A 19,666-nucleotide genomic window follows, 5' to 3' on the forward strand; every position below is an offset into this window, starting at 1 on the left:
GGGGCTCTCCTGTTAGACAGGTATCTCTTAAAGGTCGAGGCCGGGTGTGAAGAGACCCGCGGGCGAAAGGGTGAAGATTTCGCAGCCATCTGCGGTTACGCCGACGGAATGCTCATATTGAGCGGTCAGTGAGCGGTCGCGGGTTACGGCCGTCCAGCCGTCGGACAGCACCTTCACATGCGGTTTGCCCAGATTGATCATCGGTTCAATCGTAAAAATCATGCCTTCGCGCAGCTCGACGCCCTCATGGGCGCGACCGTAGTGAAGAATGTTCGGCACATCGTGAAAAAGCTGGCCAAGACCATGGCCACAAAAATCGCGCACGACCGAGCAGCGTTCCGCTTCCGCATAGCGCTGGATGGCCTCACCGATTGCGCCGGTTCGGGCGCCGGGCCTGACTGCAGCAATGCCGCGCATCAGTGATTCATGCGTGACTTCCATCAGCCTTTGGGCTGCGCGCTTGATCGTTCCAACCGGATACATACGGCTTGAGTCGCCATGCCAGCCGTCGAGCACATAGGTTACGTCAATATTGACGATATCGCCTTCGCGCAGCGGTTTTGCGCTCGGGAAGCCGTGGCAGACCACATGGTTGATAGAGGTGCAGCAGGAATTGGTATAGCCGCGATAATTGAGCGTCGCCGGCACTGCTCCATGGTCCATGCCGAATTCGAACACGAATTTGTCGATTGCCGCCGTGGTGACGCCAGGTACGACCATTGCCACCAGTTCATCAAGGCAGCGTGCTGTCAACTGGCCGGCCTTGTGCATTCCGGCAAAACCTTCCGGCCCGTGCAGCTTGACCTGCCCATTGTTTTTCATTGGCGCGGCGATGGCGTCGATATAGCTAACCAATTTCTTTCCTCACAAACCCGGTTCATCAACGGGAATCAGCCGGTCGAAGCGTATCTCCTGCGGAGTGATTTGGCATCGCATTGCCAGCGCTTCAACCCCGCGGGCTATTGCGCGGTCGAAGGCCTTGCCATAATTGCTATCGAGATCGCGGCAGATTTTCAATCTCTCGCAGTCCGCCCGCTGCACCAGATAAACCATGACGGCCCGGTTTCCGGCATCGACCATATCACCCAGTTCGTCAAGGTGTTTGGCTCCGCGCTTCGTCGCACTATCGGGAAATTCGGCAAGACCGGCGGTACGAATAAAGTGCACGTTCTTGACCTCAACATAGGCCGGCGGGCGTTCGGGGTCCTGCAGGAGAATATCGATCCGCGAGTTTTTGCCGTACCTCTGCTCGCGTTTCATTTCCGCGTAACCGTTCAGCGGATCGACGGCGCCGGTGGATAGCGCTTCCTCGACAATCTTGTTGGGCAGGCCCGTATTTATCCCCACCGTCGTTCCGTCGGCCTCAACCAGCTCAAGCGCGTGTTTGTATTTACGCGTCGGGCTGTCATGCAGAGACATCCAGATACGTGACCCGGGGTTCGTCAGCCCGAGCATGGAGCCGGTATTGGGGCAGGAGCCGGTGATCTTTTCACCTGAATCCAGTTCGGCATCGAAAAGGAAACGTTTGTAACGCTTTATGAGCGTTGCAGGAACAAGGGGGCTATTGAAAAACATGGCTCGTCATAAAGGATGCGGGGCAGGCATGGAACCTGTCCGACATCGATTCATGCCGTGTCATTCAAGGTTTTTCGCCAATCTGCCTATATATGCTCCGAAGGCGTCACATTCGCTGCGCCAGTGGTCGAAATGCCCGTCCATGCGCAGGGCATCGGTAGCCTCGCGTCCGACAAGACGCACCGCGCGGTCTGCATCGGCCATATCGTCGAGGACCTCTGCCACCATCTCAAGAACGGACCCATCTGCTTCAATACCGTATGACCGGCAGAACAGCTTAAGGCGCCGGCTGCCGTTCTCCACGTCATCCAATGCATGCGACCTCAGATCGCCTGCACCAAACGCCAGGGGTGCCGACCAGTAGGCGGCATAGGCGATGTCGCGCATACGCGGGCCGGGACCGGCAAGATCGAAATCGATCATTGCGACAGGCATGTCACCGTTGAATATGAGATTGTACGGGGCAAAATCATTGTGACAGATGACCTCGTGGCGCGCTGTATCCGGATACTCGGCGGTCCAATGGCAGTCGGCGTTGCAAAAATCTGAGGTCGCTTCGTGATAATCCCGCAACAGATCTGCGGTGGCGATAAGCGCCAAGTCGTTTGCCCAGATACTGGGCGGAAGCTCGGTTTCGCCTTCGATAAAGGTGAGAATCTCCCGGTTATGGCCGTCGATGCCCAAAAAACGCGGGCAAGCGGAGAAACCGCTGAGCTCCAGATGCTGCAGAAGCTTATGGATCGTCGGGCTGGCGGGTGTCATCGCCCGACGGACCGTATCACCCACTTTGACAACACATCGGTTGGTGTTGCCGCCGGTCATCGGGATTTCTGAATTGTTCATTGAGCCTTCCGCATCAAGGCTGATGTGCCATTAACCCAGTTTTTCCAGAGCTCCTAGACGCGTGCGCGGACGAAACTGCCGGGGGCATCTTCAATCGAATTGAGCTTGCCGCCTCCAGGTTCGCGCGCTTCGACCTCGCTCTTGTCCTGTTTTCTTATCCAGGCATCCCAGTGTGGCCACCAGGAACCAGGATACTCCTTGGCCTTTGCCGTCCAGTTGTCGAATTCACCGACGGGTTTTCCGCCGGTCCAGTACTGGTATTTCTTTTTCTCAGGCGGATTGACGACACCCGCTATATGGCCGGAACCCGCCATCACGTAAGTCACCTTGCCGCCGAATGATTTGCAGCCGATGAACACCGATTTGGCCGGGGCGATATGATCTTCCCGTGCTGCAAGATTGTAGACCGGTATGGTCACGTCCTTCAGCGAAATCTTCTTGCCGGCAAGTTCCATGCGGTCGTTGGACAGATTGTTTTCCAGATAGCAGTTGCGCAGATAGTAGGAATGGTTGGCGGCCGGCATGCGCGTTGCGTCGGAGTTCCAGTACAACAAATCGAAGGGCAGGGGCTCCTTGCCCCTCAGATAGTTGTTGACGACATAAGGCCAGATGAGCTCGGAAGCGCGCAACATGTTGAACGCCGTCGCCATCTTGGAACCATCCAGATAACCGTGCTCTTTCATGGTTTCTTCAATGAAGTCGATGTTCTCGGCATCGGCGAAGACCATCAGGTCGCCGGCATGAACGAAATCGACCTGGGTGGTAAAGAAGGTGGCGGTCGCAATCCGGTTGTCGCCTTCCTGGGCAAGCAAAGCGAGCGTGGCCGCAAGCAATGTGCCGCCGACGCAGTATCCGATGGCGTTGATCTGCGTTTCACCGGTCACCTTCTCGATTGTGTCAGTGGCGAAGCAGATGCCTTCCCTAGCATAGGCTTCCCAATCCTTTTTGGCATGGCGTTCATCCGGGTTGATCCAGGAGATGACAAAAACGCTGTGACCCTGATCAACGGCCCACTTGATGAACGATTTCTGCGGATTAAGGTCGAGAATATAGAATTTGTTGATCCATGGCGGGCAAATGAGAAGCGGCCGCTTCAGCACTTTCTCGGTCGTGGGCGCGTATTGAATCACCTGACAGATGTCGCTTTGAGCGATTACCTTGCCGGGCGTCATAGCCAGGTTTTCGCCGACTGCAAATTTGCTGTAGTCGGACTGGCGCAACTTCAGATCGCCACGCCCCGCCTTGATGTCTTCGGCCAGCATACGCATGCCGCGCACCAGGTTTTCGCCGCTTTCGGCGACGGTTTCCTTGTAGACCTCGGGATTTGTCAGGACGAAATTGGTCGGCGAAAGGGCGCTGGTGATCTGCTTGACATAGAACTGTGCCTTGTGACGCGTGTGCGGATCGAGCCCGTCGGCATCTTTGACGAGCTTGTCAGCCCAATCGGCAGTGACCCAGTAGGCCTGGCGCAGAAAACTGAAAAAGGCATTGTCCTGCCAGTCTTCGTCGGAAAAGCGACGATCGGCCAAATGGTCTGCCGCCGGGTCTTCGGTTTCTTCTCCGGACACTTTGCGGATCGAATTCGACCAAATGTTAAAATAGCTCGTCAGCAGATGGGTCTGCGCCTCGACTGCACGTTTTGGGTCTGAAAGCCAATATTCCGACAGCTTTGAAAAGGTTTTGACCATGTCCGTTGCGGGGCCGGCGACACTGTCCTTCTTTTCGCCTGCCTCGCGCGGCGAAACCCATGCGGACGCTGCTTTGCCAAGCTCCTCAACGACGTGGGCCATATTTCTCGCCATGGCTTCCGGGTCTTTGACGATAAAGGGCTCAATGGCCGCAAGATTTGCTGCTTCGCTCTCGCCGGTTTTCTGATCGGCGGTCTGTCTGGTGGTCTTTGTCTTTTTTGGCGCGGCAGGCTTGGCTGTTCGCTTCCTGGTGCCGCCGTTGCTTGAATGTCCGCCCTGTTTGCGGGTCTTCTTTTCTGCCACAGGTTCCTCCTGCCACCGGCCCATTTAGTATGGCCGCTTTGTCGGCCACTTTATTGTGCAATTGGTACAATAATATTATTACACAGAAATTGCTTCAGAATGGTGTACTTTAGACAAAGGCGGGATCATGCAAGGGCGCAAAATGCCTCAAGGTAAATTCCGGATATCAGTTTGTGTTGCGGCGCTTGTGCCGGTCATGGGTCTTGCGGCCTGTGTTTCCCCGTCGCTGGAAGATGCCGCGCCGCGGCCTGAGCAAGGGGCCGGCATTGCGGATACGGGGGCAGACGGACAGGCGGCGGCCGGATCCAACGCTGCCTCACAGTCCGGGCAGGTCCGGGACAACAGCTTTGTTGACGAAGGCGCCACCCGCAATGAAAAATTCCCGACCTTCGAGGTGATGCCCCAAGGGGCAACCGCGCAGCTCAGTGAAGAAGAAAAACGTGCGATTCTGGCGGAAATGAAAGCGATCCGGTCAGCGCGCGGAGGTGGCGGATCATCCGCTGCAACGCAGCAGCGTTATGATGAGCTGAAGACGATTGCCAACACACATGGTCTCGAGGCCAAGCAGGAAATCCAGGACCAATAAGCCCGATACCGGGCTTTCTGTTGCATTTTATGCCATAATGAACGCATAAGCCGGCTTGTCACCGCCTGGAAACAACCGAGGTCGATATGCAAGAATTCCACAAAGTCCGCCGTCTGCCACCTTACGTCTTTGAGCAGGTCAACCGCTTGAAGGCGAGTGCGCGAGCGGCCGGAGCGGATATTGTCGACCTGGGTATGGGCAATCCTGATTTGCCAACCCCGCAGTCGATTGTCGACAAGCTGTGCGAGGTGGTGCAGGATCCGCGCACTCACCGCTATTCGACCTCGAAGGGCATACCGGGACTTCGCAAAGCGCAGGCGCGTTATTACGAGCGTCGTTTCGGGGTCAAGCTCGATCCGGAAACACAGATCGTCGCAACACTCGGGTCGAAAGAGGGATTTGCCAATATGGCGCAGGCCATCACCGCGCCCGGCGATGTCATTTTGTGCCCCAATCCAACCTATCCGATCCATGCGTTCGGTTTCATTATGTCCGGCGGCGTCATCCGTTCCATGACGGTCGAGCCGGATGACAGCTTCTTTTATTCGCTCGAACGTGCCGTTCGGCACTCCATTCCGAAGCCGCTGGCACTGATCCTGAACTATCCATCCAATCCGACGGCGCATCTTGCGGATCTGGATTTTTACAAGGATGTGGTCGCATTCGCCCGTCGGCACGACATCATCATCCTGTCCGATCTGGCCTATGCTGAGGTCTATTACGGCGATGCGCCGCCACCATCCGTGTTGGAGGTCCCTGGCGCTGTCGACGTAGCCGTCGAGTTCACCTCCATGTCCAAGACATTCTCCATGCCGGGCTGGCGCATGGGATTTGCCGTCGGTAACGAGCGCCTCATCGCTGCGCTTTCGCGGGTCAAATCTTACCTTGATTACGGAGCCTTCACGCCGATCCAGGTCGCGGCGACAACCGCGTTGAACGGCGACGGTTCGGAGATCGAGATGGTCCGCAATACTTATCGCAACCGCCGCGATGTGATGGTTGATTCTTTCTCGAATGCCGGTTGGGATGTGCCGGCGCCACAGGCGACGATGTTCGCCTGGGCGCCGTTGCCCGAACGGTTCCGTGATATCGGATCGCTGGAATTTTCCAAGCTGCTGATCGAAAAGGCCGATGTCGCCGTGGCTCCGGGTATCGGGTTCGGAGAATATGGCGATGGCTATGTGCGCATCGCACTTGTCGAAAACGAACACCGCATCCGGCAGGCGGCGCGCAATATCAAACGCTTTCTTGCGTCCGGTGATGAAAGCATGCAAAACGTCGTGCGGCTGAATACTCGGCGATAAACATTATCGTTCTTTCTCTTTTGCGGCGGGCTATTGGGTCTTGCCCGCGATATTGGACAACTGGATCGAATAGACATGGCACACGCCCTCAAGATCGGTATTGCGGGCCTCGGTACCGTTGGCGCATCGCTCGCCCGTATCCTCAACGGTCGGCACAACAAACTTGCGGATATTTGCGGGCGGCCGATAGAGATCGTCGCCGTCAGTGCGCGTGACCCCGACAAGGATCGGGGTGTCGACCTTTCCGGTGCCACTTTCTATGCCGACCCGGTGGCTCTCGCCCGCGAGGCGGATATCGATGTGTTTGTCGAACTGATCGGAGGCGAGGGTGATCCGGCGCTTAGCGCTGTGCGGGAGGCGCTGTCGCGCGGCTGCCATGCGGTTACGGCCAACAAGGCGCTGTTGGCCCGCCACGGTGTGGAACTGGCAGGCATTGCAGAGGAGAAGGGCGTTCTTCTGAACTTCGAAGCTGCCGTCGCCGGCGGAATTCCGGTGATCAAGGCGATGCGTGAATCGCTGACCGGTAACAGCATCACTCGGGTATTCGGAATACTGAACGGCACCTGCAACTACATCCTGACGGAGATGGAGAGGTGCGGGCTTTCCTTCGAAGATTGTCTGAAAGAGGCGCAGCGGCTTGGATATGCCGAGGCCGACCCGACCTTTGACGTTGAGGGCAATGACACGGCTCACAAGCTTGCCCTGCTGACAAGCCTTGCCTTCGGAACCCGTATCGCACCTGACGATATTTATCTGGAAGGCATATCGAATATCACAATCGAGGATATTCGGGCCGCCGCCGATCTCGGCTTTCGCATCAAATTGCTCGGTGTCGCCCAGCGCACCGATTCAGGCATTGAACAGCGCGTCCACCCGACTATGGTGCCGAAGGATTCTGTCATCGCACAGGTTGATGGCGTGACCAATGCCGTGGCCATCGATGCCGATGTTCTCGGCGAACTGATGATGTCCGGGCCAGGTGCCGGCGGTGATGCCACAGCCTCGGCCGTCATGGGCGACATTGCAGATATTGCCAAAGCGCGGCCGGGTCATCAGCACGGTCCCGTGCTGGGGCGTCCGGCAGTTCATCTGGAAACCTATGAACGTGCGCGCATGCGCAGCCACGAGGGCGGCTACTTTATCCGTCTGACCGTCGAGGATCGCACCGGCGTGTTCGCCAGCATCGCAGGACATATGTCTGACAATGACATCTCGCTTGAGTCCATCGTTCAGCGACCGGGTGAAAACGGTGCAAATGGCGATCGTAAAACGGTCATTCTGGTCACACATGCAACGATGGAAGCGTCGGTACGAAAAGCCGTTGAAGCCATTTCGGCAGATGGTTATCTCGTCGGCAAGCCGCAGGTCATCCGGATCGAGCGGCCAGAAAGCTGATCAGCTGCCGGCCTCCTAAGACCTTTGACTGAAAGCACTAATCGATTTAGTCGTGTGCAAATGTGGTTGAATGACAAAAAGGCCGGCCAAATCGGTGAAGCGGCGTTGCAAACCGCCATGGCATCGGGCTATCAGGACCGAAATCGTCAACAACAGGATCATCACACATGGCGACCAAGTCCGGCGCGCAAAGCAGCCTCGACCGTATCCTTACCCTTGAGATTGTCCGTGTAACGGAGCGGGCCGCTGTGGCAGCGGCACGGCTGCGCGGACGGGGCGACGAAAAAGAAGCTGACCAGGTGGCCGTGGACGCCATGCGCCAGGAACTGAACAAGCTTCCAATCCAGGGCAGGGTGGTGATTGGCGAAGGTGAACGCGACGAAGCGCCGATGCTCTATATCGGCGAGGAAGTCGGTATCGGGAAAGGCCCGAAGGTCGATATCGCGCTCGACCCTCTGGAAGGGACAACGATCTGCGCGAAAAACCTTCCCAACTCGCTGGCCGTCATAGCCGTTGCCGAAAAGAGCAGCCTTCTTTACGCGCCGGACGTTTACATGGAGAAGATCGCGATCGGTCCGGGTTTTCCGGACGGCACGGTGTCACTCGACGCTTCGCCGAGCGAGAACATCAACGCCGTCGCCAAAGCCAAGGGTGTCAGGATCGGCGATGTCACCGCCTGTATCCTCGACCGCCCGCGTCATGCCCGCATGATCGAGGAAGTCAGGTCTACCGGCGCGGCGATCAGGCTGATCGGGGACGGTGACGTTGCCGGCGTTATCCATACGACCGATCCTGACGAAACCGGCATCGATATCTATATGGGCATTGGCGGCGCGCCCGAAGGTGTGCTGGCCGCGGCTGCGCTGCGCTGTATCGGTGGACAGATGGAAGGGCGTCTTCAACTCAACACGGATGAAAAGATCGCGCGCGCCAGGACCATGGGCATCGAGGATCCCACGAAGGTCTACTCAATGGAGGAGATGGCCAGCGGCGATGTGGTCTTTGCGGCAACCGGCGTGACCGATGGTAATATGTTGGGCGGCGTTCGCTTCACACGCGATGCAATCGTCACCCATACGATCGTCATGCGGTCTTCTTCGCGCACGGTTCGCGAGATCAAGGCCCGGCATCAGGATCTTGGGAAATTCGGCTGACGCCTCTACAACCGGCGTGCAGATGATGCAAGGATGATCGTTCAGGCTAATATGTTCTGATCAATCTGGAGAGGAGTGCGTGGACGCCAAGGCAGATCCCAAGCGGCAACCCGCTTTCCTGGATGTTGAATCATCGCTGATGGGCCAGCGCTGGGTGCAGCGGCTCGACCCGGCCGGCCTTAATCGCGCACTGGCAATCTCGCAGTTTCACGGTATTTCCGATCTCGTTGCACGCGTGCTCGCTGGCCGCGGCGTTGACCCCGCAGACGCCAAAGCCTTCCTTGCACCGGCCATCCGTGACCTGATGCCCGATCCGTCCAGTCTGCAGGACATGGAGGCGGCGGCGAACCGGCTGGCCGACGCCATCTCCTACGGCGAGCGCGTTGCTGTTTTTGGCGACTACGATGTGGATGGGGCGGCTTCGTCTTCTCTCCTGCGCCGGTTTCTTGATCATTTCGCTGTCGACGGCGAGACCTATATCCCCGACCGGATCTTCGAAGGTTACGGGCCCAACCCTTCGGCAATGGACGAGCTGATCGACCGGGGCGCCGGATTGATCGTGACGGTCGATTGCGGCTCGACCAGTCATGAGGCGCTGGAACGGGCCAGGGAGCGCGGCGTCGACGTGGTTGTCGTTGATCACCACCAGGTTGGAGCGGACAGGCCTCCCTGCGTCGCGCTGGTCAATCCTAACCGGGACGACGATCTTTCCGGGCAGGGACATTTGTGCGCGACCGGGTTGGTGTTTCTGCTGCTCGTCGCCACAGCACGCGTCCTGCGCCAGCGCGGTGATAATCGCGCTGCGACGATAGACCTGCTGTCCCTGCTCGACCTCGTCGCGCTGGCAACCGTCTGTGATGTTGTGCCGCTGAAGGGACTGAACCGCGCCTTTGTGGTCAAGGGGCTGCTGGCGGCGCGTCATATGAGCAATCCCGGTCTTGCTGCACTGATGCGTGTTGCCGGGGTGGATGGTCCTGTCACACCCTATCATCTCGGCTATCTCATCGGACCGAGGATCAATGCGGGCGGCCGGATCGGAGATGCGGCGCTCGGAAGCCGGCTGTTGACGCTCAGCGACGCAACGGAGGCCCAGGATATCGCCGACACGCTGCACCGGCTCAATCAGGAGCGTCAGGCGATGGAACGGGCAATCCTTGAGCAGGCGGAGGCCGAGGCGCTCGCCGAAATGGGTGGAGGCGACGGTCCGGCTGTGATCGTTACCGAGGCCGAAGGTTGGCACCCGGGCATTGTTGGTATTGTCGCGGCACGGCTGAAGGAAAAGTTTCGCCGTCCGGCCTTTGCCATTGCCTTCGACCCATCCGGAAAGGGCACCGGCTCCGGACGGTCGATTGCCGGTTTCGATCTCGGCGGCATGGTTCGCGAAGCGGTTGCGCGGGGTCTTGCAACCAAGGGCGGCGGCCATGCGATGGCGGCGGGCCTGAGCATCGACCGCGATCAGCTCGGCGCGCTGCGCAGCTTCTTTGAGGAAACTGCCGCCTCGTCGGTCAACGCCTTGCGCGATGTCCACAGCGTCAAGATAGACGGGGCGCTTGCCGCCTCAGGAGCAACTTTGGACCTCATTGACCAGTTGGAACAGGCAGGCCCTTTTGGTGCCGGTCATCCGCAGCCTGTCCTGACGCTGCCGGATCATCGACTGACCGACGCGCGTGTTGTGGGAACCGATCATGTGAAGCTGCGCTTTGCCGACGCGACCAGTGGGCAGATTGATGCCATCGCGTTCCGGGCATCTGAAAACCAGATGGGCAAGGCGCTGCTTGAGGGAAGGGGGCGGCGGTTTCATGTCGCCGGAATGTTGTCGGTCAATTATTGGCAAGGCAGGCGCCGTGTCCAGCTTCGCGTCATAGACGCCGCCAACGCGTGATCTGTATATGGGGAAGAAGTGGTACGCCCTAGGGGAATCGAACCCCTCTTTCCAGAATGAAAATCTGGCGTCCTAGCCGATAGACGAAGGGCGCGCGGTGATGGTTATATAGTCAGGTCGCCGGATTCCCGCAAGCCGGAATTTTGTATTTTTGTAAAAAATATGACGCTTGTGCCAGATGCCTGAAAAGGCATGATTTATCGCGGTTTACAGCTCCAGTTCCAGTCCCTTTTCCTGCCGATGTCTATGTGCACCGACTTCATATGGCAGTAGGTTCCGACGCCGCCCCTGCCGGGCAGAGCCCGCAGAAATCGTGCCAGCTCCCATTTGCTGACACCCGGAACCTGAATGTCCGCCGCTTCGCATCGGATGTGTCGTGACCCGCTGACGCCGCCGACACGGCGATTGTAGCTGACCGAACGGAAACCGGACGTGATGACGATGTCCTGCCCGTAATGGTGCCTTACAGCTGCCAGTAAACGCAGCAGCTCCGGTTTGAGGCATGCCGTATCGACCTTGTCATGCTGCTTGCGCAGGCCGTTGGGTGTCAGCCTTGCGAGACCGGCGGCAGAGGCAATCTTTTTCGGTTTGAGCGCGGGTGGGCTCATATCATCTTCGGAGAACGTCGGTGAGCTGGGCGGATGTACCGGCGTAATCGCCCCTTTGAGGGATTTGAAAGCGGGCAATCTGGTCGCCACAGCGCCTCGGGTCAGATTGACCTTTTGCGCCGTGCCATACAGACCGACAAGACGGACTTGCGGTTTTTTGTGGCCAAGCGAATAGAGCTGCGGGGGCCGGGGAGACTTTGGTTCAGGGTTTTCAAATGCGTTCACCGTGGTCGCGGTGCCGATGACTTCTTCATCGAACTGAGTACTCGGCCTGTCTGCTGTCACGGCCGGTGAAAGGTCATAGTCTGAAATCGCAAAGTGTGGATCGTCCGCTCTCTGACTATCCAATGCCGCATTCTGGAGCAGGCTGAGGTCAAAGTGTAAGCCGTCTGAGGACACGCATGCTGAAAGCAAGGCGCTCGCCAGTAGAACGAGCACCGTGATAGTTGCGCGCGGAACGCCTGGTTCAAATGCCCCCAATTCGCCTTCAACCCCAACGGTGAATGTCCGCCGTCACCCATATGGCTGAACGGCGGGCATATCATGCGTCAGGGGGCTTGTGTCAGACTTGCCGCCTTACCAGCTGCCTGTATTTTCCATCGAAGCCCATGGCTCCTTCGGCTCAAGCGAGCCGTCACGCTGCAGCAGTTCGATGGAAATCCCATCTGGTGACCGGATGAACGCCATGCGGCCGTCACGCGGCGGCCTGTTGATCGTTACTCCATTGTCCATGAGCGACTGGCACAGAGCATAGATATCGTCGACCTCATAAGCGAGGTGGCCGAAATTCCGTCCGCCGGTATAGTCTTCCTTGTCCCAGTTGTAGGTCAGCTCCAGGAGTGGAGCGCTTGCCTTCTCACCGGCTTCGGCATCGCGCGATGCGGCGAGAAAAATCAGTGTGAAACGGCCGGCTTCGCTCTCAATTCTGCGAATTTCCACAAGCCCGAGTTTGTTGCAATAAAAGTCAAGAGAAGCGTCCACGTCGTGGACGCGAACCATTGTGTGTAGATAACGCATTGATCTTTCCATGATTTTCAAACCGCCGACAAGATAGAGCAATGGGGTGCGGAAACAAGGGAGCCGGGATTTTCGGACTGAAGCAAACTAGCACTTGCATCACCTTACGTTACCAATGTTATCCTTATGTAAAGAATCACTGGACGATTCTTTGGGTTTGCGTGTTTGAGAGGCTGGGGTGCATGGGGGACAAATCTCCACACAAGGGTGAGGCGACTCAGGCTGCTTTGTCCAACGAAGCCGTGGACCTGATAGAGATATCAGGCGTCATCAAATGGTTTGACGTGGCAAAGGGTTTTGGCTTCATCATCCCGGACAATGGCATGCCGGATGTGCTTTTGCACGTCACCTGCCTTCGGCGAGACGGCTACCAGACCGCGCTTGAAGGAACGCGTGTTGTCTGTGAAATCCAGAAGAGAGACCGGGGCTATCAGGCATTCCGGATCCTGTCCATGGATCAGTCGACAGCCGTTCATCCTTCTCAGCTTCCACCGGTGCGCACACATGTTCAGGTAACGCCGACAAGCGGCCTGGAACGGGCTTTGGTCAAGTGGTTCAACCGCTCCAAGGGCTTCGGGTTCCTGACGCGGGGCGACGGGACCGAGGACATTTTCATACATATGGAGACCTTGCGCCGTTACGGTTTGACCGAGCTTCGGCCCGGACAGGTTGTTCTCGTGCGCTATGGCGAGGGCGAGAAAGGCCTGATGGCGGCCGAGGTTCATCCGGATATCGATTCGGACTTTCCAAAATCCCATTAAGTGTGCTGTTGCGGGGCGTAACCGTTGCGCACTCCTGATCACATGTGCAATCTGCTGACATGACAATCATCTATGACAATCGCGCGTTTGTGCGCGCCCATGCTGCTGTGCTCGCTGTCCTTGCTATCCTTCTGTCGGCGGGTTTGGCGCAAGCGCTGACTGCCGAAGACCGCCTGCAGGTGGTCACCCAAACCGGCACCTACGATTTCGATGTCGAACTGGCGCTGACCCCACCCGAGCGTGCCGTCGGCCTGATGCATCGCACGCATATGGATCAGGATGCAGGCATGCTGTTTCGTTTCGATGCGATACGGCCAGCCCTGATGTGGATGAAAAACACACTGATCCCGCTCGACATGATCTTTATTCGCCCGGACGGGTCGGTCGCCGACATTCACCGCAATGCGCAGCCGCATTCTGAAACGGTGATTCAATCAAGCGAACCAGTTCGCTATGTGCTGGAACTGAATGCCGGTGTTGTCGATCGCATCGGGCTTGCACCGGGCGACAAGGTGGTTCATCCGATCATCGACGGCAACTAGGCCGGCCGAACCCGGCCAGGATTCGGACACGGATTGAGGGCAGGGCATATCAATGGCTTTCATCATCTTTCTCGCCCTGGTGCTTGCAGCGGCAGCAATCGGATCGGTCTACAAGCCGGGCCGATGGTACGCTTCGCTCAAAAAACCGCAATGGACGCCGCCTAACTGGGCTTTTCCGGTCGCATGGAGTGCGCTCTACCTGTTTATGGCTGTCGCCGGCTGGCTGATCTGGCGGTCTGAAGGTTCGGGCCCGGCGATAGCTGCATGGGCGCTTCAACTGATTTTCAACGGCGCCTGGTCATGGTTGTTTTTCGGCCTTCGTCAGATGACAATCGCTCTCGTCGATATCGTATGTCTCTGGTTAACAATCGCAACCTTTATTTTCCTGGCCTGGCCGGCATCGCCGTTGGCGGCGATTCTGTTCGTTCCTTATCTGCTATGGGTTAGTTTCGCGGCGTTTTTGAACTTACGCATCAGGCAGTTGAACAGTCTTTGACACGAACAGCTGCTTGAGCAGGAGCACGCAATGGCGATCGCTGGCTGCTTCGCTGTAATTATTGATGGCAATTGAAGAAAAGCATATTGCAGGCTGAACACGAAGCGTGTATCTCCCGTCGGATCATGGACGGAGCGTAGCGCAGCCTGGTAGCGCATCTGGTTTGGGACCAGAGGGTCGCAGGTTCGAATCCTGCCGCTCCGACCAAGAGCCGGACAGCGCGGCAGCGCTCAGATCGGATGGAGTTGTTTGGCATGTCGGCAAAAATATACCGCCCCGCAAAAACGGCCATGCAATCGGGCAAAGCCAAGACTCATTTATGGGTTCTCGAATATGACCCGGAAGTTGCGCGGACCATCGACCCCATCATGGGTTACACCTCCTCTGGCGATATGAAGCAGCAGATCAAGCTGAGCTTTGAAGACCGCGATGAGGCGATCAGCTATGCCGAGCGCAATGGTATCCCATATCGTGTGGTCGAGCCGCATGAACCAAAGCGCAGACGTGTTGCTTATTCCGACAATTTCCGATTCGACCGGCGTCAGCCCTGGACGCATTGACCGGCTGTTTCTGGAATTGGATTTCAAGTGGCCCCGTAGCTCAACCGGATAGAGCGAGCGCCTTCTAAGCGCTAGGTTGTGGGTTCAAGTCCTACCGGGGTCGCCAATTCCTCATTATCCTGCACCTTTGCAGGACGGGAATTCAACTTATGGACAATGAAGCAATTCGCGACATGTTCGATGGCCTGGGACCGGTCACGATCAAAAACATGTTTGGCGGCAAGGGCATTTATCACCAGGGACGCATTCTGGCGCTCGAGGTTGACGGTGAGATATTGCTGAAGGCAGACGCAGAAAGCTCAGGCCTTTTCGAAGCCGCCGGTTCCACGCAGTGGGTCTATGACGGAAAAAGCAGGCCCGTCAAAATGCCGTACTGGTCGATCCCGGACGAGGCACTGGATGATCCTGACGAACTGACAAAATGGGTGCGTGTCGCCTATGACGCGGCACTTAGAGCCAAATAGTCATTGCCTGAAGGGCCTGTGCGATCCTCAGCGCTTAGCGCCAATCATCATAAAGGCAGGGATTTCATCGCCAAAGCCGATGGGTGTCGGCGAATCATCTCTTTCACCGCGCCTGGAGCGGCGCTTGTCATCATTGTTGTTCGCTGCCTTCTTGCCCTTTTTGGACTTATCGTCCTTTGAGGCTTCGGCCGGCTCTTTCTTGTCTTTCCTGCCGCGATCTACGGCCTCGGTTTGGCTCTGTTTTGACCCGCGCCGTGATCTTGACTTTGGCTTTACGGCTTCCGTGTCTTCCTCGGCGAGGGAAGAGATGTCACCGTTGTGCCATTCGATATCCTTGCCGATGAGTTTTATAATCGCATCAACCTGCTTGGCGTCGCGTTTTGTGACGAGTGTGAACGATTTCCCGGCGCGTCCGGCGCGTCCGGTACGTCCGATGCGGTGAACGTAGTCTTCCGCATGGATCGGTACGTCGAAATTGAAGACGTGGCTGACGTCGGGAATATCAAGACCGCGTGCCGCCACATCCGAGGCAACAAGAAGCTGGATATTTCCTTCCTTAAAATTATGCAGCATCGTCATGCGTGCGCGTTGGTCCATGTCGCCATGAAGCGCGCCAACGGAAAATTCGTGGCGTTCAAGCGAACGGAACAGGTCTGACACGTCGCGTTTTCTGTTGCAGAAAATGATCGCATTCTTCACGTCATCCTGTTCGCGGATCAAATCGCGCAAGGTGCCGCGCTTTTCGTAGTCCTTCGATCCGGTCGCAATCAGCCGCTGTGCGACCGTGTTTGCCGTCGTGGATGGCGGTGCCACCTTGATCTCTTCCGGGTTCTGCAGGAACCGGTCGGCAAGCGTCTGAATCTCCGGCGGCATGGTGGCGCTGAAGAAGAGTGTCTGGCGCGTAAAGGGGATCAACTTGGCGATGCGTTCAATGTCAGGAATGAATCCCATATCGAGCATCCGGTCGGCTTCGTCGATGACGAAAATTTCGACACCGGTCAAAAGCAGCTTTCCGCGTTCGAAATGATCCAGCAGGCGGCCTGGTGTTGCTATCAGCACATCGGCGCCGCGTTCAAGCTTGCGGTCCTGCTCGTCGAAGGAAACGCCGCCGATCAGCAAAGCGATATTCAGCTTGTGGTATTTGCCGTATTTGACAAAATTCTCTTCAACCTGCGCAGCAAGTTCGCGTGTCGGCTCAAGAATAAGTGTCCGGGGCATGCGGGCGCGTGCCCGGCCTTTTTCGAGCCGTGTCAGCATAGGAAGGACGAACGATGCCGTTTTGCCGGTTCCGGTTTGCGCGATACCAAGCAGGTCGCGGCGTTCCAGAGCGGGCGGAATGGCGCCCGCCTGAATAGGTGTCGGCGTGGTGTATCCAGCGTCTTCGACGGCTGAAAGCACCTTTTGACTTAAGCCAAGATCAGAAAATGTTACCAAAGGAAATGTCGTTTCCGCTGTAAGAGCCTTGGATAATTGGGGTGCTGTTACACTCCGTCCATATTGCGCCCCGACTAGTCCGATCAACCCCGCAAGTCAAGGAAATCACGGATTTTGTCCCTGTTCGGCACAAAATATGGGGTATTTGTGGCAAAAACAGTTAATTCTGTCGTATTATGAATAGGTTCGAAAGCGCGGCTGATCACAGGCGTATTGTGGTTGAGGCTGCCCGCGATTTCAACGTCGAGCTTCCATTGCCATTATCAAAGATAGTTGCTTAGCTGCTCGCCGGCGGTCAGGAACCTCTGGGGATTGACCGCAACATTGTTGAGCCGGATTTCATAGTGAAGATGTGGTCCGGTTGAGCGGCCGGTGCTTCCGGCTGCACCGATGCGATCTCCCGCCTCGACCGTCTCGCCGACTTTGACTTGGATGCGCGAAAGGTGCGCGTATCGCGTTGTGATGCCATTGCCGTGATCAATCTCGATCATCTTGCCATAGCCGCCCTTGCGTCCTGCCTTCACAACCTTGCCGTTTCCGGTGGAAAATATGCTCTGGCCATAGGGCGTCTTGAAATCGATCCCGGCATGATGTGCGAGGCGCTTGAAAAACGGATCCTTGCGCTTGCCGAATCGGCTGCTTACCGGATGGTTCGGGACAGGGTGGGCAACAGGCACCTGACGTGCCAATGATTTGGCCTGTTCCAGCGTTTCAAGAGCATCGCCAAGATGGTTCAGAGAACTGTCAAAAGCCGATGGCTTTTCAGCGCTGATGAAAGGCCCGCCAACTGCATTTTGAAGATTGGCAGGTATGCCGGTCTGTAGAAGGATGGACCGGATCGTTTCGGCATTCTGGTAGGCATTGGATGTGAGTACCTGAACTTTTTTGAACTGCTCCTGTTCAATTGTATTCAAGGTGCCGATGACGTTGTCGAATATTGTCTCGGCCTGCCGGGCGGGCGGGGCAGCGAAGGCGAGTTTGCCGGTGCGGATTTGCGTGTCCTCGACAGCCGGCTCCAGACGGGCGCTCTTGCCTTCTACGGGCGTATCAGCGCGGCGGAGTGGCTTCGCAACGTCAGCCTGATCGGGGCGTGCCGTCGGCACGGGGATTTGTTCAGGAACGAATTCCACGATTTCGGCACGTTTAAGCAGCATATCGAGACGCCCGTGTCGGGTGCTCAGCATGGCCTGCTGCTCCAGGAGCCGGGTCATCTTGTCGTCCATCAGCTGCTGATCGAGGAGTTGCCGGCTTGTGATCCGGTCAACCTGGGACCGCAGGGATGCAATCCTGTCTTCGTAGGCGTGCTGCATATGAGCCTGGCGGGCCATGGCCGCGCCAATAAGATCATCGCGCAGAACCAGATAGGTCGTACCGAGAAGATAACCGATGGCGAAGACTGCCAGTACGCTTGCCGTTACGCCAAGCATCCAGGGCCGAACGGTCCAATGCCGGATTTGATCGCCGCTGGCCAGAATGATCGTGTGCTGTTTGGTGCGTTTGCCAAAAACGCGGCCGACTGAACTTTGCGACACAATTACCCCCGCGATGCCGTCTTTACTACGACGCCATTACACTGCGTTAAGGTTAATAAAGGCTTGAGTTGGTGGCTTTATGAGGCGTTTGTTGATGTCAGATTCCGGTAAAATGACGGTGTGAGCCCGGCCTCTGCCCGGGCTACGTCATTAAAGGGCGCTTTCAACTGCCCACGGAAATTGGCCCGGACCAGTTTTTTGAAGGTTTCCTCCGGATTTTTTCTTTGCCGATGGCACAGAAAACGGAACCATTTCGCGCCGACGGCGACATGTTTCTTTTCGTCGTTGTAGATGATGTCCAAAATGGCCGCGCTTTCCGTGTCGCCGGTCTGGACCATCTTAGCCTGTAGAGGCGGCGTGACATCCAGCCCGCGCGCCTCCAGTATGAGGGGAACCACTGCAAGCCTTGCGTTCAGATCGTTGCGTGTATCATGCGCAGCCTGCCACAGGCCGTCATGTGCCGGCAGGTCGCCGTAATCGGCACCAAGAGCGCGTAAACGGGCCCTGATCAGATTGAAGTGTTTGGCCTCTTCATAGGCGACCTGCATCCAGCCATCGAAGAAGGTAAGCGGAACCTTTTCGCTGGCAAACCTCGCCACGATGTCCAGCGCGAGATCAACCGCGTTCAACTCGATATGAGCCAGCGCGTGCAACAGGGCGATGCGGCCCTGTTGCGTGTTGAGGTTACGCTTCTTAACGAGCCGGGGCGGTAGCAATTCAGGTTTTGCGGGCCGTCCCGGCCTTTCTGCAACCGGCTCGTCGAGCGGTGAGCGCAGTGAAACGGCGCGCGCATGCCAACGCCGCGCGGCCTCTTGTGCGATCGCTGTCTTGATATCGAGGTCGCTTGCCCGAATGGCCTTGTTGGCGCCGTCGCGCAGCGACCTGAACGATATGGTGTCGCTTTCAGACATCATGCGCGTTCTTCAGCAAGATAATTTGCCGAAGCAGCCTACCCGCCGACGGCTTCGAGAACGGCCTCGGCGTGCCCCGGAACTTTAACCTTGCGCCAGATTTTTTCGATATTACCGTTTTCGTCGATGAGAAAAGTTGAACGCTCTACGCCCATGTATTTCCGGCCGTACATGCTTTTTTCAACCCAGACCCCATAGGTCTGCAGGGTTGTCTTTTCCTCATCAGAAGCCAGCGGGACGGAGAGTTCGTGTTTTGCGATGAACTTGTCGTGCTTTTTCACGCTATCGGGAGACATGCCCAGGATAGCCGTCCCCGCAGCCTTGAATTTGTCCTCAAGTGCAGTGAAGGCAATGGCCTCGGCCGTGCAGCCGCTGGTGTCGTCTTTCGGGTAGAAAAAGAGAACCAGTTTACGGCCGGAATAATCGGAAAGGGCCACTGTCTCGCCACCATCTCGCGGCAAGGAAAATTCGGGCGCCTTCATGCCTTCGGCAAGTTCAGTCATCAGGTATGCTCCCCTCTCGTTCTGGTAAGCTGTTGCTAGGATTGCCGAGCTATATATAGTTGGAGTTAGAATCGTCCAATTCCCGAAGCCACAAAAAAGGGACATGGA

At 57.1% G+C, this 19,666-nt stretch carries 19 protein-coding genes, 3 tRNA genes and 1 pseudogene; 12 read left to right on the top strand and 11 right to left on the bottom strand.

The annotated features are described in order from the left end of the window. Nucleotides 1-27 precede the first annotated feature (27 nt). Genes map through OQ273_RS07480 form a run of 4 tightly spaced genes read right to left on the bottom strand, consistent with a single transcriptional unit; the run spans nt 28 to nt 4,253 of the window. On the bottom strand, nt 28-855 hold the full coding sequence (gene map, locus OQ273_RS07465; protein WP_267989832.1) for a type I methionyl aminopeptidase: 828 nt from the start codon (nt 853-855) through the stop codon (nt 28-30). A gap of 9 nt (nt 856-864) precedes the next feature. Further along, nucleotides 865-1,575 (bottom strand): DNA/RNA nuclease SfsA, encoded by a 711-nt coding sequence (gene sfsA / locus OQ273_RS07470; protein WP_267989833.1) that lies wholly within the window; start codon nt 1,573-1,575, stop codon nt 865-867. Nucleotides 1,576-1,635: 60 nt separating this feature from the next. Beyond that, nucleotides 1,636-2,418, bottom strand: a complete 783-nt coding sequence (locus tag OQ273_RS07475) for an aminoglycoside phosphotransferase family protein (protein WP_267989834.1) — start codon at nt 2,416-2,418, stop codon at nt 1,636-1,638. A 53-nt stretch (nt 2,419-2,471) separates the two neighbouring features. Beyond that, nucleotides 2,472-4,253, bottom strand: coding sequence for a PHA/PHB synthase family protein (locus tag OQ273_RS07480; protein WP_267993049.1), 1,782 nt, complete (start codon nt 4,251-4,253; stop codon nt 2,472-2,474). Nucleotides 4,254-4,536: 283 nt separating this feature from the next. Here OQ273_RS07480 and OQ273_RS07485 point away from each other — a divergent pair, with 283 nt between their 5' ends. The 5 genes from OQ273_RS07485 (at nt 4,537) to recJ (ending at nt 10,730) form a co-directional block, all read left to right on the top strand. Then, a complete protein-coding gene (locus OQ273_RS07485; RefSeq protein ID WP_267989835.1) occupies nt 4,537-4,995 on the top strand; it encodes a hypothetical protein in 459 nt (152 codons plus the stop codon). A gap of 86 nt (nt 4,996-5,081) precedes the next feature. After that, nucleotides 5,082-6,299, top strand: coding sequence for an LL-diaminopimelate aminotransferase (locus OQ273_RS07490; RefSeq protein WP_267989836.1), 1,218 nt, complete (start codon nt 5,082-5,084; stop codon nt 6,297-6,299). A 75-nt stretch (nt 6,300-6,374) separates the two neighbouring features. Next, entirely contained in the window at nt 6,375-7,694 is a 1,320-nt protein-coding gene (locus OQ273_RS07495; protein WP_267989837.1) for a homoserine dehydrogenase, read from the top strand. Nucleotides 7,695-7,861: 167 nt separating this feature from the next. Continuing rightward, the gene (gene glpX, locus OQ273_RS07500; protein WP_267989838.1) at nt 7,862-8,848 is read left to right on the top strand and encodes a class II fructose-bisphosphatase; all 987 of its coding nucleotides are present in this window, start codon (nt 7,862-7,864) and stop codon (nt 8,846-8,848) included. A 79-nt stretch (nt 8,849-8,927) separates the two neighbouring features. Further along, complete coding sequence (gene recJ / locus OQ273_RS07505) at nt 8,928-10,730, top strand: single-stranded-DNA-specific exonuclease RecJ (protein WP_267989839.1); 1,803 nt, start codon at nt 8,928-8,930, stop codon at nt 10,728-10,730. Nucleotides 10,731-10,749: 19 nt separating this feature from the next. On the opposite strand, the gene OQ273_RS07510 is transcribed toward recJ, so the two are convergent. The 3 genes and pseudogenes from OQ273_RS07510 to OQ273_RS07520 all read right to left on the bottom strand — a co-directional run bounded on the left by OQ273_RS07510 (nt 10,750) and on the right by OQ273_RS07520 (nt 12,355). Then, nucleotides 10,750-10,824, bottom strand: a tRNA-Glu gene (locus tag OQ273_RS07510). Nucleotides 10,825-10,927: 103 nt separating this feature from the next. Then, nucleotides 10,928-11,311 (bottom strand): annotated as a pseudogene (locus OQ273_RS07515) (YcbK family protein); the annotation flags it as partial. Between the two features lie 603 nt (nt 11,312-11,914). Further along, complete coding sequence (locus OQ273_RS07520) at nt 11,915-12,355, bottom strand: VOC family protein (RefSeq protein WP_267989840.1); 441 nt, start codon at nt 12,353-12,355, stop codon at nt 11,915-11,917. 182 nt (nt 12,356-12,537) lie between these two features. Between OQ273_RS07520 and OQ273_RS07525 the strand changes: the two genes are divergently transcribed. The 7 genes from OQ273_RS07525 (at nt 12,538) to OQ273_RS07555 (ending at nt 15,178) form a co-directional block, all read left to right on the top strand. Beyond that, the gene (locus tag OQ273_RS07525) at nt 12,538-13,116 is read left to right on the top strand and encodes a cold-shock protein (RefSeq protein ID WP_267989841.1); all 579 of its coding nucleotides are present in this window, start codon (nt 12,538-12,540) and stop codon (nt 13,114-13,116) included. Between the two features lie 59 nt (nt 13,117-13,175). Next, complete coding sequence (locus OQ273_RS07530) at nt 13,176-13,658, top strand: DUF192 domain-containing protein (RefSeq protein ID WP_267989842.1); 483 nt, start codon at nt 13,176-13,178, stop codon at nt 13,656-13,658. Nucleotides 13,659-13,710: 52 nt separating this feature from the next. Beyond that, nucleotides 13,711-14,154, top strand: coding sequence for a TspO/MBR family protein (locus tag OQ273_RS07535; protein WP_267989843.1), 444 nt, complete (start codon nt 13,711-13,713; stop codon nt 14,152-14,154). A 130-nt stretch (nt 14,155-14,284) separates the two neighbouring features. Next, a tRNA-Pro gene (locus OQ273_RS07540) sits at nt 14,285-14,361 on the top strand. A gap of 47 nt (nt 14,362-14,408) precedes the next feature. After that, nucleotides 14,409-14,714 (top strand): ETC complex I subunit, encoded by a 306-nt coding sequence (locus OQ273_RS07545; protein WP_267989844.1) that lies wholly within the window; start codon nt 14,409-14,411, stop codon nt 14,712-14,714. A gap of 29 nt (nt 14,715-14,743) precedes the next feature. Beyond that, nucleotides 14,744-14,820, top strand: a tRNA-Arg gene (locus OQ273_RS07550). Between the two features lie 43 nt (nt 14,821-14,863). Further along, complete coding sequence (locus OQ273_RS07555) at nt 14,864-15,178, top strand: TfoX/Sxy family protein (protein WP_267989845.1); 315 nt, start codon at nt 14,864-14,866, stop codon at nt 15,176-15,178. A 27-nt stretch (nt 15,179-15,205) separates the two neighbouring features. Here the strand turns inward: OQ273_RS07555 and OQ273_RS07560 are convergent, their stop codons facing one another. The 4 genes from OQ273_RS07560 to bcp all read right to left on the bottom strand — a co-directional run bounded on the left by OQ273_RS07560 (nt 15,206) and on the right by bcp (nt 19,558). Next, nucleotides 15,206-16,612, bottom strand: coding sequence for a DEAD/DEAH box helicase (locus OQ273_RS07560; RefSeq protein ID WP_267989846.1), 1,407 nt, complete (start codon nt 16,610-16,612; stop codon nt 15,206-15,208). A 263-nt stretch (nt 16,613-16,875) separates the two neighbouring features. After that, nucleotides 16,876-18,144: a M23 family metallopeptidase gene (locus OQ273_RS07565; protein WP_333781682.1), complete on the bottom strand. Its 1,269-nt coding sequence runs from the start codon at nt 18,142-18,144 to the stop codon at nt 16,876-16,878. Between the two features lie 77 nt (nt 18,145-18,221). Continuing rightward, a complete protein-coding gene (locus OQ273_RS07570) occupies nt 18,222-19,058 on the bottom strand; it encodes a ferritin-like domain-containing protein (RefSeq protein ID WP_425493359.1) in 837 nt (278 codons plus the stop codon). A gap of 35 nt (nt 19,059-19,093) precedes the next feature. Continuing rightward, on the bottom strand, nt 19,094-19,558 hold the full coding sequence (bcp, locus tag OQ273_RS07575) for a thioredoxin-dependent thiol peroxidase (RefSeq protein WP_267989847.1): 465 nt from the start codon (nt 19,556-19,558) through the stop codon (nt 19,094-19,096). Nucleotides 19,559-19,666 lie beyond the last annotated feature (108 nt).

Origin of the sequence: Hoeflea prorocentri (assembly GCF_027944115.1) — a bacterium.
GTDB classification, from domain to species: Bacteria; Pseudomonadota; Alphaproteobacteria; order Rhizobiales; family Rhizobiaceae; genus Hoeflea_A; species Hoeflea_A prorocentri.

Excerpts from the sequence above, each read along its gene's own strand:
- OQ273_RS07490 (WP_267989836.1), top strand. The coding sequence starts at position 5,082 with ATGCAAGAATTCCACAAAGTCCGCCGTCTGCCACCTTACGTCTTTGAG.
- sfsA (WP_267989833.1), bottom strand. The coding sequence starts at position 1,575 with ATGTTTTTCAATAGCCCCCTTGTTCCTGCAACGCTCATAAAGCGTTAC.
- OQ273_RS07535 (WP_267989843.1), top strand. The coding sequence starts at position 13,711 with ATGGCTTTCATCATCTTTCTCGCCCTGGTGCTTGCAGCGGCAGCAATC.
- OQ273_RS07570 (WP_425493359.1), bottom strand. The coding sequence starts at position 19,058 with ATGATGTCTGAAAGCGACACCATATCGTTCAGGTCGCTGCGCGACGGC.
- OQ273_RS07520 (WP_267989840.1), bottom strand. The coding sequence starts at position 12,355 with ATGCGTTATCTACACACAATGGTTCGCGTCCACGACGTGGACGCTTCT.
- OQ273_RS07525 (WP_267989841.1), top strand. The coding sequence starts at position 12,538 with ATGGGGGACAAATCTCCACACAAGGGTGAGGCGACTCAGGCTGCTTTG.
- OQ273_RS07485 (WP_267989835.1), top strand. The coding sequence starts at position 4,537 with ATGCAAGGGCGCAAAATGCCTCAAGGTAAATTCCGGATATCAGTTTGT.
- glpX (WP_267989838.1), top strand. The coding sequence starts at position 7,862 with ATGGCGACCAAGTCCGGCGCGCAAAGCAGCCTCGACCGTATCCTTACC.
- OQ273_RS07555 (WP_267989845.1), top strand. The coding sequence starts at position 14,864 with ATGGACAATGAAGCAATTCGCGACATGTTCGATGGCCTGGGACCGGTC.
- OQ273_RS07530 (WP_267989842.1), top strand. The coding sequence starts at position 13,176 with ATGACAATCATCTATGACAATCGCGCGTTTGTGCGCGCCCATGCTGCT.
- bcp (WP_267989847.1), bottom strand. The coding sequence starts at position 19,558 with ATGACTGAACTTGCCGAAGGCATGAAGGCGCCCGAATTTTCCTTGCCG.
- OQ273_RS07475 (WP_267989834.1), bottom strand. The coding sequence starts at position 2,418 with ATGAACAATTCAGAAATCCCGATGACCGGCGGCAACACCAACCGATGT.
- OQ273_RS07495 (WP_267989837.1), top strand. The coding sequence starts at position 6,375 with ATGGCACACGCCCTCAAGATCGGTATTGCGGGCCTCGGTACCGTTGGC.
- OQ273_RS07545 (WP_267989844.1), top strand. The coding sequence starts at position 14,409 with ATGTCGGCAAAAATATACCGCCCCGCAAAAACGGCCATGCAATCGGGC.